Source organism: Chryseobacterium sp. UF-81, from assembly GCF_058245105.1.
The window spans coordinates 182,720-195,670 of the sequence record NZ_JBSIBX010000005.1; the positions used below are offsets into that span (position 1 = coordinate 182,720).

At 39.7% G+C, this 12,951-nt stretch carries 7 protein-coding genes; all 7 read left to right on the forward strand.

All coding sequences use genetic code 11. The features are described from left to right. The first annotated feature begins 192 nt into the window (after positions 1–192). Complete coding sequence (locus AC4IFE_RS09630) at positions 193–3,048, forward strand: T9SS type B sorting domain-containing protein (protein WP_490756648.1); 2,856 nt, start codon at positions 193–195, stop codon at positions 3,046–3,048. Between the two features lie 137 nt (positions 3,049–3,185). Then, complete coding sequence (locus tag AC4IFE_RS09635; protein WP_490756649.1) at positions 3,186–6,029, forward strand: T9SS type B sorting domain-containing protein; 2,844 nt, start codon at positions 3,186–3,188, stop codon at positions 6,027–6,029. A gap of 114 nt (positions 6,030–6,143) precedes the next feature. Then, entirely contained in the window at positions 6,144–9,536 is a 3,393-nt protein-coding gene (locus tag AC4IFE_RS09640; protein WP_490756651.1) for a T9SS type B sorting domain-containing protein, read from the forward strand. 162 nt (positions 9,537–9,698) lie between these two features. Further along, the gene (locus AC4IFE_RS09645; protein WP_490756652.1) at positions 9,699–10,487 is read left to right on the forward strand and encodes a hypothetical protein; all 789 of its coding nucleotides are present in this window, start codon (positions 9,699–9,701) and stop codon (positions 10,485–10,487) included. Between the two features lie 195 nt (positions 10,488–10,682). Beyond that, positions 10,683–11,456, forward strand: coding sequence for a DUF6759 domain-containing protein (locus AC4IFE_RS09650; protein WP_490756654.1), 774 nt, complete (start codon positions 10,683–10,685; stop codon positions 11,454–11,456). Positions 11,457–11,552: 96 nt separating this feature from the next. Beyond that, entirely contained in the window at positions 11,553–12,230 is a 678-nt protein-coding gene (trmB, locus tag AC4IFE_RS09655; RefSeq protein ID WP_116014551.1) for a tRNA (guanosine(46)-N7)-methyltransferase TrmB, read from the forward strand. Between the two features lie 20 nt (positions 12,231–12,250). Then, positions 12,251–12,949 carry a DUF6759 domain-containing protein gene (locus tag AC4IFE_RS09660; protein ID WP_490756656.1) on the forward strand — a complete coding sequence of 233 codons (699 nt, stop codon included), beginning with the start codon at positions 12,251–12,253 and terminating at the stop codon, positions 12,947–12,949. Positions 12,950–12,951 lie beyond the last annotated feature (2 nt).

Below are 12,951 nucleotides of genomic sequence, written 5' to 3' on the forward strand. Positions count from 1 at the left end.
AAGTAAACACAAGAAATCTTTCACAAATTATTGGTATGTGATCACCTGGACAGGGGCTGATACAAAATTACCAGTTTTATATTGCGGATAGCTTTTAATTAAAAATCATGATTAATTTTTAACTTTTGTTATATTTATTTAACACTATTTCAAATATTATTTTAAATTTGTAGAAATCCTAATTCCAGACACATGAAAAGATTTCTACTCAGCTTAGTATTAGTTCTTTTATCAGTTAACACGCTCTTTGCACAAAGAGACACGGAGCATTGGTTTGCGCCTATGGCAGCAAAACCCTCCGCTTTGCTCAGTCCTAAACAGGCTTTATATTTTTCTACAGACTCTGTAACGCCTTTCCCTGTAGAAATTTACAGCAATGGGGCACTGCTTGGAACAGTAACCATCATGAAAGGTGATCCTAAAACATATGAGCTTGAAACGGATAAAATGATCACTTCGGCTCCAACTGAAATGTTCACCCCCATTGGTAAAGGAATTTATACTAAAGGAACAAAACCATATTATGTAAATTTCAGATTTAGTGTTACCAGCCATGGAGAAATATTAACTTCAAAGGGAAAAGCAGGAATCGGTAAGAAATTCTATGCTGCTTCTACCCCAATGACCGGTCAGTCTATTACATATGTAAATTTCACTGCAGGGGTTTTAGCGACTGAAGACAATACTCACGTTACAGTTTCAGGCTATAATGCAGGCCTTCAGTTTACCAACGGTACTACCGGAACCACAAATCCAACAATGACATTTACCCTTAATAAAGGACAGGCATATATCATCGAAGGCCGGGACAATACGGGTGCTAATGCCACTGGCTTTATCGGTGCCAAAATAGAATCCGACAAACCTATATCACTTACAAACGGAAATTTTAATGGTCAGTTTGCACTGCCTCCAAGTGCGGGTTCCGGCGGTTCTGATATTATTATGGACCAATCCGTTCCTGTAGACAGACTGGGAAATGAATTCGTTCTTGTAAAAGGAAACGGAGATAACAATGACGGGGATGAAGATGCAATGATTATTGCAACTGAAAATGACACTCAGGTTTTTCTTAACGGATCTACCACTCCTATCCAAACCCTGAATGAAGGAGAATGGGTAAGAGTAGGCCAGGGACCAAACAATACCTATGTATTCCCATACATTGATCAGGGAAGTTCCCATTTCAATATGCACATCAAAACCTCTAAAAATGCATATGTTTATCAGCTTCTGGCTGGTCTTCCAAACAGTACGGCCACAGAAGGATTCAATTATATCCCGCCTTTGAACTGTTTCCTGCCAAAAAAAATCGATGAAATAGGATTAATCAACGAACTCCCTGAAACTTTTTCCAGTGGCACGAAAAACGTGAAACTGAACATACTTACTGAGACCGGAGCAACTGTAACCGTAAATGGAACTGTCCCTCCAACTACACAAGGCCCTTTCCCTGCAACAGGGACTACAGCATGGGTATCTTATTCTATTCCAAATATTTCAGGGAACGTTACCGTTATTTCCACAAAAGCAGTTACCGCAGGTATTTCTGCAGGAAGTGGAGCTGTAGGATATGGCGGATATTTTGCGGGATTCTCTTCAATCCCGGTAATTACCAAGCGTTCCGGAGAATGTGCTCCCGGTATTGTACTTGAAGTGGATGATACTTATGAAGGCTACCAGTGGTTCCTGAACGGAACAGCTATCGCGGGGGCAACAAGCAATACATTCTCCCCTACAACTTCCGGAAACTATACGGTAAAAGTAACAATGGGTACATGTCCCCCTGTTACTACCCCAATTTATAAGGTATTTACCTGTTTAAAACTGACTACACAAACACTGAATGCATGTTCTACAAAGGTAATTACACCGGCGTTCACATCTTCAACACAGACGCCTGTACCAGGCACACTGGTAATTATTACTCCACCGGCACATGGTACAGCTGTAGTAAATTCAAACGGAACGATCACCTATACTCCTACCGCCAACTATTATGGTGCAGATCAGATCGTTTATAAATTCTGTGGTAATGCTACTGAATTTATAGACTGTGAGCAGGTTACCTTAAACCTTACTGTAGTCCCATTCGTAGTGAGAGATGCAATACTTAAGGCATGCCAATATGATGTAGATCCATATGCTTATTTTGATCTTACAAAAGCCAGCGTTACTGACTATAATGCAGTCGTTAAAAAATACTATCCTACATTGGCCGATCTTACTGCAGGAACTAACGAGATCACACTCCCTCAGAACTATCCGTCTGCCGGAGGATTTGTATATGTAAAAGTTACCACTAACGAAGGATGTACAGCGAATGCAAAAATTCAGCTGATAGCTCTTCCTATAAAAAAATCACCAATTCTTGTTGACCAGTATATCTGTGCAGACGGCAAAACAAATCTGGATGCAGGTCCTGGATATGACTCTTATCTATGGAGTACAGGAGCTACAACACCTTCTATTCAAAATGTAGGTATTGGAGAATATACTGTAGTTCTGGGCAAAAACGGATGCTTACTGCCACAGGTTGTAAGAGTGAGAAAAGCTGAAGATCCGGTAATTACCAAGATCGAAATTTCTAACACTACAGCAACAGTAGTAGTAAACGGAGGAAAAGCTCCATATAAATATGCGGTAGATTCGCCAACTAACTGGCAGGATTCTAACGTATTCACGGGACTTACAAGAGGGCAGCATACTTTCTATGTGAAAGATACTTACAATTGTGATCCTACATCAGTGGAAGTAACGGTTCCTAATTTATTAAATGCCATTACGCCTAACGGTGACAATAAAAATGACTTTATTGACTATAGCGATTTAGCTTATAAGGAGAACCTCTCTTTTGTAATTTATGACCGATACGGAAATATGATATTTACCGGAAACAAATTCAATAATTACAAATGGGATGGAAAACATTATGACAAAAAACTGGTAACAGGAACCTATTGGTATCATATCAACTGGAATGAAACCAATAAAGAAAAAACTCCTATCCACTATACAGGATGGATTTTAGTTAAAAACATAGAATAGACCATTTTTAAACAATAAATAATTAACCGCGAGTCAAATCGCGGTTTTTTTTGATTAAAAATGAATATTTTTTACATATTATATAATTCCACTTGGAATATTCTCTTATTTTTGCGGCAATCCTAATTCCCATATACATGAAAAAATTTTTACTAACTTTTCTATTGCTGTGTATAACAGCTAATTCACTTTTTGCGCAAAGAGATACGGAGCATTGGTTTGCCCCGATGGCGGCACGGAGTACAAACGTTGTCAGCCCGCAGCAGGCTTTATATTTCTCCACAGATTCTACCACTCCATTTCCTGTGGAAATCTACAGTAATAATACCCTGCTGGGAACAGTAACGGTTTCCAAAGGAGCTCCCCAGACATTTATCATTCCTTTAGGCAGCATTATTACCAGTAATACTTCTGAGCTTTTCGTTCCGGTAAGCAAAGGAATATATACAAAAGGAACCAAACCTTATTTTGCCACCTTAAGATTTTCAGTAAGCAGTCATGGCGAAATCCTTACATCTAAAGGAAAAGCAGGGATCGGTAAAAAGTTTTATGCGGTAGTTTCGCCCATAGAAAACCCTATAGTTGCACTGAATTTCACTACCGGTGTGATGGCTACAGAGGATAATACTACGGTTACTGTTTCGGACTACTCCCCCGACGTTATATTTACCAATGGATGGACAGGTGTAACCAACCCTACTCTGACATTCACCCTCAATAAAGGCCAGTCCTATATTATTGAAGGTATTGGTGATAAGGCCGGGAATAAAGAAGGTTTTATCGGTGCCAAAATAGAGGCGGATAAACCTATTTCTGTAACCAACGGTAATTTCAACGGACAGTTTGCCATTATTCCGCCGGGAGGCTTTTTTGATGGGGCAGATATCGTTATGGACCAATCCGTTCCTACAGACAGACTGGGAAATGAATTCGTTCTTGTAAAAGGAAACGGAGATATCAGTGAAAGAATGGAAGATGCCCTGATTGTTGCTACAGAAGGCGGTACACAGGTGTTCATCAACAATGGCGCAACACCGGTAATCACACTGAGTGAAGGGGAAAGCTACAGAGTGAATAAGTTATCCAATACCAATTATATCAATCAGGGTAATAACCACTACAATATGTACATTAAAACAACGAAAAATGTTTATGTATACCAGCTATTGGCAGGTGTTGCAACGAGTAACGCAACAATCGGGTTCAATTATATTCCACCTTTGAACTGCTACCTTCCGAGAAAAATTGATGAAATAGGAAATATTAATATCCTTCCGCCTACAACCAATAATGTTAAATTAAATATCCTGACAGAAACAGGGGCTGCAGTTACTGTGAACGGAGCTACGCCTCCTGCTGCCCAGGGACCATATCCGGTATCAGGAACTTCATCATGGGTATCTTATTCCGTGCCTAATGTTACAGGAAATGTAACAATCACCTCTTCAAAAGCTGTAACGGCGGGAATCTCCGGAGGTAGTGGCGTGGTAGGCTATGGTGGATATTTTGCAGGATTCTCCTCTATTCCGGTTATTGCCAAACAGACCGGTGACTGTATTCCGGGAATTGTACTGGAAGTGGATGACAGCTTTGATTCTTATCAGTGGTACAGGAATAATACTCCGATTACCGGAGCGGTATCCAATTCTTATATTCCGACACAATCAGGTAATTATACTGTAAAAATCACAGTGGGCTCATGTCCTCCCATAACCACTCCCGTGTATAAAGTTTTCACATGCCTTACGGAAACTACACTGAACGAAACGGTGTGCGACGGTGTTAAGCTGATTGTTCCAACATTTACAAATTCTACTCAGTCTGTAGTTCCGGGTAGTGTAATGATCGTTACACCACCAACTAATGGAAACGCAGTAGTTGATCCTGCCACAGGGGTCATCAGCTATGCTCCTGCCTATACGTATGTAGGACCGGACTCATTCGTTTACAAATTTTGTGGGAACAACCCTGACTTTACAGACTGCGAGGAGGTAACATTAAACTTAACAGTTTCTGAGAGCCCTGTTGTCAATAATGCTTCTTTAAGAACATGCTATCTGGAAGCAAATCCAGCGACAGGATTATTTAACCTTACTAATGCTTCAGTAACTGTACAGCTTGGAGTGACCAAGAAATATTATCCTTCTCCTACAGATGCTGATAACAGTACAAATGAAATCTTAAACCCGGCCAACTATATCGCTCCTACCGGAGTTGCCTACGTAAAAGTAATCAATGCAAACGGCTGCTACAGAATTGCAGAGGTTTCACTTACCGTCCTTCCCCCTGTAAAATCAACTGTTCTTGCTGATAAGATTATTTGTATAGAAGACAAAACCACGCTGGATGCCGGTCCTGGTTTCAATGGTTACGAATGGAGTACAGGTGCTACAACACAGGCTATCCAGAATGTCGGTGTAGGAACGTATTGGGTGAAATTGAAAACGGGTGACTGTGTAACGCTTCAGACTGTGAAGGTATATGCTTCCGAACAGCCGGTCGTTTCCAACATTGATATTTCAAATACCACAGTTACTGTGTATGCAATAGGGGGAACCCCTCCCTATCAGTACTCTCTGGATAATATCCAATGGCAGGATTCCAATATATTCACAGATGTGGCAAGAGGAACACCTGCAGTATATGTAAAAGACAGCTATAACTGTGATCCTATAAAAGTAGAAATTACGATTCCTAATCTGATTAATGCCATTACTCCTAATGAAGACGGAGTAAATGACGTTCTCGATTATTCATTATTATCAGGCAAAAAGAATCTGGAGTTCACAATTTTTGACCGGTATGGAAGTAAAATATTCCAGGGAGATAAATCAAACGGTTATAAATGGAACGGAACTTTGGGAGGAAGCAAAAGAGTTCCTACCGGAAACTATTGGTTTGAAATTCACTGGAATGAGCCTGCAGGTAAGCAAACCGCTGTAAAATACACAGGCTGGATTCTTGTTAAAAGCAGAGAGTAATCACTAAAAAATATAACTTTTTAAACCGCAGTTTTAGCACTGCGGTTTTTTTATTACTTTTTCGACGTATAAATCCATTTTATTATTAAATTTGTGTTAAACTCCCTCTGCTGAATGAAAAAAAATTTATCTTTTTTGTTTATATTTTACTTTTTCGCCTTTGCCTTCGCACAGTTGGACAGGGAACATTGGTTTGCACCAATGATGGATAGAAGTATAGGTCCTAATCCATATCAGAAAATATATTTATCTACAAACAGAACAACTCCTTTCCCGGTAGAGATTTACAATAACAATGTACTTATCGGTACGGTAACCATCAGTAAAAACAATCCCCAGAAATTTGACGTACTAAGGAAATACATCATCACTACCCTTCAGGCAGATCTGTTTACTCCTACTACGAAAGGACTATATCTAAAAGCAGAATTTCCTTTTTATGCCAACCTCAGGTTTTCCGTGTTCAACCATGCTGAAATTATTACTTCGAAAGGAATACCTTCTACAGGAAAAAACTTTTATGTTGCAAACGCTCCTATTACGGTCAGTAATCCTATCTTAAATTTTATGGCCAGCGTTCTTGCTACAGAGGACAATACAACAGTTACAGTCAGTGGATATAAACCAACGGTACAGTTTTCGAACGGCACCACCGGAGTCACAAATCCTACAATGACCTTTACCCTTAATAAAGGGCAGTCATACATTATAGACGGGGTAGGTACAATAAATACTGACGGTTTCATTGGAGCTAAGATCACTTCCAATAAACCCGTCAATATGACCAATGGAAATTTCAACGGTCAGTATGCCGGAAACTACCCTTCAAGCTCTGATATTTTAATGGATCAGGCCGTTCCTGTCGAAAGGCTTGGAACTGAGTTTGCTTTGGTAAAAGGAAACGGCAGAATTGGGTCCAATATGGAAGGAGCCATTGTCATTGCTACTGAGAACAATACGCAGATTTTTGTCAACGATGAAATTCCTCCCCTTGCTACTATAAATGCAGGACAGTATTTTATTATTCCCGATTCAAAGTTTAAGCTACAGGCAGGCGTCCATTATAACCTTTACCTTAAAACATCCAAAAATGCCTATGTCTACCAGATACTTGCCGGGGATTCTGTTTCAGGAAGCGAAGTAGCTACCGGCGGATTCAATTTTATTCCGGCACTCAACTGCTATCTTCCCAAACAGATTAATGAATTGGGGTTTATTGATGAGAACTTCGTTCATTCAACGGCCAACCCTTCGGGAATCCTTAATATTCCCACAAAGCTGAATCTTATTACAGAAAAAGGAGCCAATGTCACGGTAAACGGTGCTGTTCCACCGGCAACAACAGGGCCATTCAACATGACAGGCACAGCCAACTGGGTTACATATGGCATTCCCAATGTTACCGGGACAATCACGATAGTTTCAGACAAGGCAATCACCGCGGGAATTAATGCAGGAAGTAATGCTGTAGGCTATGGAGGTTTTTTTGCAGGCTTTCCTACACAGCCTGTTATTTTAAGCTCGGGAGGAACCTGTGCTCCAGGCATCGTGCTTACAGTGGATCCTGTAATTTATGATACTTATCAGTGGTATGTAAACGGAACTCTTATTCCCGGAGCTACGGGAGCATCCATTAGCCCCACACAGTCTGGCTATTACACCTGTTCTGTGACAATGGGAAAATGTGCACCCCTGGTGACAGAACAGTTTAAAGTACTGAACTGCACCAAACTAAGCACAGCAACCTACAATGTCTGCAGCACAAAAACGATAACCCCTACCTTCAGCAGCTCTGCACAGACACCTGTACCTTCTACAGTCGCCATTGTGAATGCGCCTACACTGGGAACAGCCGTAATTGATCCTGTAACCGGTATCATTACCTATACTGTCAATACTCCCGGAAGTACGGGGACAGATACTTTTACCTATACTTTCTGCGGAAATGATCCTGTGTTTACGGACTGTGAAACAGTAACCGTCACCGTTAATGTTCTGGCTCTTATCGTAACAAATGCTACATTACACGCCTGTAATATTAATAATCAGGGAACTTTTAATCTTACTTCCGCCAATGTAACCAACAACTCACCGGTAACTATTACCTATTACCCTACCCTGGCTGATGCGCAGACAGAAAACCCGGGAGCTCTTATCACCTCGCCGAATGCCTATACCGCCCCGGACGGCACCATTGTATACGCTGTGGTAAAAAATAACCTGGGATGTAAAAGTATTGCCCAGATCACCCTTTCTTTATATAACGTAGCTATTGTACCGAACAATTATAACGGTGTTTTCTGTGATGACAATATGGACGGAACCGTCACTGTTACCTTATCCAGCATAACCGGTATTGTACTGAATAATCCCGGCTACTTTACCAATGTAAGATATTATGCATCTCTTGCTGACGCTAATGCAGGTAACAACAATACCCTTCCTAATAACTGGAGCTATACAGCTACAACAACCATTTACATCAGAGTGGAATCTCCGGACGGCTGTGCTGTCGTTGTAAAACCCTTACAGTTTAGCATAGGAGCCCGTATTCCTTTATTAACACATACAGCCGTAACAAGCATTTGTGATGATGATCTTGACGGCACAAAAGTGATTGATCTCGCACAGTTTATTCCGCAGTTTACAGCAGACCCGAATGTGACCTATACTTTCCATGGAAGTTTAGCTGATGCCCAGAATGACACTAATCCTATATCAGCAACCGTTAATACTACAGGTACCCAGACCTTTTATATCAGATTTGAGAAAAATGGAGTCTGTCCTGAAGTAGGATCTATTAAAATCACCATCAAAGCCCCTAAGAAATCTGATATCTTAAAAGACAAGATTATCTGCATAAAAGCTACTACTACATTAGATGCAGGTCCCGGATTTGAAAAGTACCTCTGGAGTACGGGAGCGACTTCTCCTTCTATTTCCAATGTTTCTGTGGGAAACTACTGGGTAGAGCTTACATTCAATGGTTGTGTTTACAAACAATTTGTCAACGTTATAGAATCACCTCTTCCGGTTATTACCTCTCTTGAAATCAACGGATCTACAGTAACGGTTGGCGTAAGCGGCGGTGTCCCTCCATATGAATATTCTCTGGACGGAGTAAGCTGGCAGAGCTCAAATGTTTTCAACAACGTAACAAGAGGAGCCCATAAAGTCTTCGTAAGAGACTCTAAGCTGTGTGGTGAAGTAGACAAGGCATTTGCCATCATCAATCTCATCAATACCATTACTCCTAACGGTGACGGACACAATGATGAAATAAACTATTCTGCTTTAATGAGCAACACAAACCTGGAATTCAGGATATTTGACCGCTACGGGGCCGAAATATTCAGAGGAAGCCCGAGCAACCGGTATACCTGGGACGGAAACATGGGCGGAAGGCCCGTACCAACAGCTACCTACTGGTATTTTATATCCTGGACGGAATTTGGAACCTCTATTCCTATAAAATACACGAGCTGGCTGCTGTTAAAACGTAAGTAATGAAAATGATTTCAGTTTAAATTTCATGATATCGTTTTGATTCACGCTCATTTATAACATTCATTAACAATTAAGGATTAAAGTTTAATATAACTTTAACCTGTAATCACTATCTTAATAGGTATAAATTGCTGTATTTCTACGTAATTTTGCCCTAATTATATGAAGAAGCTAATTACCCTTTTGCTGCTGGTTTTTCTGGCAAAAATCAATGCACAGATATATTCCGGAGAGGTATTTTTAAGAGACAACTCAATCTTGTATCTCAACCAGGTTTACGTAACCAATCTGAATACTCAGAAAACGGTACTTACCGATTATAACGGTACTTATAATATACCTGCCGTTCCGGGAGATGTGATCCGTTTCACCTCTATCGTTACAGAACGAAAGGATGTAAAGCTTACCCCCCAGATGATTCAGCAGAAAAATTTAATTGAATTAAAAATTGCTTATTACGAGATTCAGGAGATTGTACTGAGCAGATTCAAGCCTACGGGGAATCTTAGATATGACGTAAATTCCATAAGAAAAGAAGATAAAGGACTGGCCATCAAAAAAGTGATTGGCCTGCCTGAGCCAAAAGGGGACGGAACCTCTCCTGAACTTCCGGTTGCCGGATTAAGAGACGGCGGACTCACTTTCAGCCTGGAAAGCATCTATGATATTCTTTCGGGAGACAGAAAGAAAAAACAGCGTTATATGGCCTATGAAAGGATGAATAATTCTGTGGCTCAGATTAAGAATTATCTTGGTAAAGATTATTTTGCCAAATTCAAAATTCCTGACAACCTTATCGATAATTTCCTTCAGTTTGTTTATACTTCAGAAAATATTGAAGCGTATGTCCTTTCCGGTAATTTTGAAGCGGTAAAAATTCCTATCGAAAAATATCTGCCTATTTATCAGAAAAGACTTAAGACTTCTAATCTTCAGGAAGTAATTAAATAGGTGTTTAAATTTTAAGAAATGTTTACTGTTTTATAATTTATGGTATACATTTCTTTTTTTATTTAAAAATATGTTTAATTTTATCTCACAATGACGCGTCTAAAATAAAAACAACAGTATCCCGTTATTGTAATAAACTAATTGACCGAAACACAAATTAAGAAAGAACATCAGCTTTTAACTTAATATTTGTTAATGAAAAAATTACTTTTACTATTTGTTTCTGTTCTGTTTTTTAACCTGTCTGCCCAGAAAAGAGGGAAAGACTATTCCAATATTTTAAAAAGTAAAAATATCTATGAGATCAATGCTTTTCTCAGAGATGCCCATCCTGATGATCCCCGCCGGTCTGTACTGAAACCCAGGGTGATGGAAATGATGACGCAATACATTAAAGATGCCCATCCTGCAGACCAAAAAGTAAAAGACATGCAGGAAATGCTTGCCCTGCTGAAAAGAAGACCGTCTACAAAGATCAGTTTTGACGAAATGAACGCCATTATCAAGCAGAAACAGATCGCCAAATATAAGGCAGAACTTGCAGCCAAACAGTCTACAGTGGTCTATACACCAAGTACTACTCAAAATGCTTTCGTTGTTAATACATCCGCGAATGTTGCGGTCCCGAACGCCGAAGCAGAGGAATTTAATATGTTGATGGCTGTAAATCCTGTGGAGCATAAAAATAAAACGGTAAAAATATTAAACTCACTGTTCGACAACGATCCAAACAGCAAAACAAGTATAGTTCTGATCAAAAACAATTCTGACTGTAATATCATTGTAAGAATGGACGGCGTTGGAACCACCAAATACAGGCTCGCTGTTCCTGCCCATGACGACAGTACAATTGTTATAGATAAGGGCCAGTATCTTTTCACAAGTCTCGTTTGTGGTGCCCAGTATGCATCTCAAAAAACAATCGAAAAGGCTATAATGGTTACTTTGGGAAGTTCTGCAACCCAGTAAGCATTTCCAAAATCTGTCGAAACCTGTCTTTATGTCTAAAAGGCAAGGTAATCTATGTAAAAATTGCTATTTTTGCAGGATTTTATAAATAACTCGATGGGCAAAAATAAATTAGCAAGATTCGCTGAAAACAAGATTTTACCAAATGTTATCCAACCTACAAGAGAGGATGCACTCAACGGTTTTCCGCTTAAAGGAAACTGGAGAAAGGATTTCTTTAAGAATGATCATCCGATTGTACTTGAATTGGGCTGTGGAAAAGGAGAATATTCTGTAGGACTTGCTAAAACTTTCCCTGAGAAAAATTTTATCGGGATAGATATTAAAGGAGCGAGGTTCTGGTTCGGAGCCAAGGAAGCTGTGGATAGCGGAATGAATAATGTAGCTTTTCTCAGAACACAGATTGAACTTGTAGATCATTTTTTTGCAGAAAATGAAGTTGATGAAATCTGGATCACGTTCCCTGATCCTCAGATTAAATACAAACGTACAAAGCACAGGCTTACTCATCCCGACTTTTTAGAACGCTACAAAAAATTCCTGAAACCTGGTGGAATTATCCATCTGAAAACGGATTCGGAATTCCTGCATGGCTATACACTGGGCTATTTGCAGGGCGCCGGCTATGAAATCATTACAGCCCACCACGACATTTATGGTGCTCCTGAATATGATCCGAACACGGAACATCTCAGAGACATAAAAACCTATTACGAAGAGCTTTTCTCAGCTAAAGGCAAAACAATAACCTATATAAAATTCCGCATAAGCTAATGGAATAACACAACAAATTGATGAAAAAAATTTTAACGACCCTCATCTTCCTGATCCTTGCTTCGGGCACTGTTTCGGCGCAGAAAAAACACAAAGACGTCTTAAAAAGCGTAAACATCAAGGAAATTGAAGAGTATCTTAAGAATGCACACCCTGATGATCCTAAAAGAGCTGTGCTGAAGCCTAAACTTATTGCCTTAAAGAATTCGGAATGGACAAAAGGTGCTAAAACCGCAAAACCTATGGAAGCAAGGCCAATAATGACTGATATCCCGAACAGGTTTTTGAGAAATTCAAACTCTAATGACGCGGAAGAGTTTAAAAGGCTCATCGCCGAAACCTCCGATCAGCACAAAGACAAAACGGTAAAGCTTCTGAATGCTATGTTTGATGAAGATATTACCAGTAAAGAGGCTGTACTTCTGTTTAGAAATAATTCGGACTGCAATATCATCCTGAGAATCGAAGGGAAAAATTTCTATAACCTGGCAGTTCCTGCACATGGTGAGAATTTTATCATTCTCAATAAGGGTTCTTATACCTTGAACAGTAATGTCTGTGATGTAAGATACTCCTCTCAGAAAGACATAAAAAAAAGTATATTTGTAGTAATTGAAAATCCTGGTACACCCAGATCTGATGTAAATAAAGATACAGCAAAAGATCAAATGGAAGCAGCACCGGCAAAACCTTCAAAAAAGAAAAGACAAAAAAATTAAAC

What these genes read in the sequence shown, in the direction of transcription:
- AC4IFE_RS09660 (WP_490756656.1), top strand. Translation starts at nt 12,251, where the DNA reads ATGAAAAAAATTTTAACGACCCTCATCTTCCTGATCCTTGCTTCGGGC.
- AC4IFE_RS09645 (WP_490756652.1), top strand. Translation starts at nt 9,699, where the DNA reads ATGAAGAAGCTAATTACCCTTTTGCTGCTGGTTTTTCTGGCAAAAATC.
- trmB (WP_116014551.1), top strand. Translation starts at nt 11,553, where the DNA reads ATGGGCAAAAATAAATTAGCAAGATTCGCTGAAAACAAGATTTTACCA.
- AC4IFE_RS09650 (WP_490756654.1), top strand. Translation starts at nt 10,683, where the DNA reads ATGAAAAAATTACTTTTACTATTTGTTTCTGTTCTGTTTTTTAACCTG.
- AC4IFE_RS09630 (WP_490756648.1), top strand. Translation starts at nt 193, where the DNA reads ATGAAAAGATTTCTACTCAGCTTAGTATTAGTTCTTTTATCAGTTAAC.
- AC4IFE_RS09640 (WP_490756651.1), top strand. Translation starts at nt 6,144, where the DNA reads ATGAAAAAAAATTTATCTTTTTTGTTTATATTTTACTTTTTCGCCTTT.
- AC4IFE_RS09635 (WP_490756649.1), top strand. Translation starts at nt 3,186, where the DNA reads ATGAAAAAATTTTTACTAACTTTTCTATTGCTGTGTATAACAGCTAAT.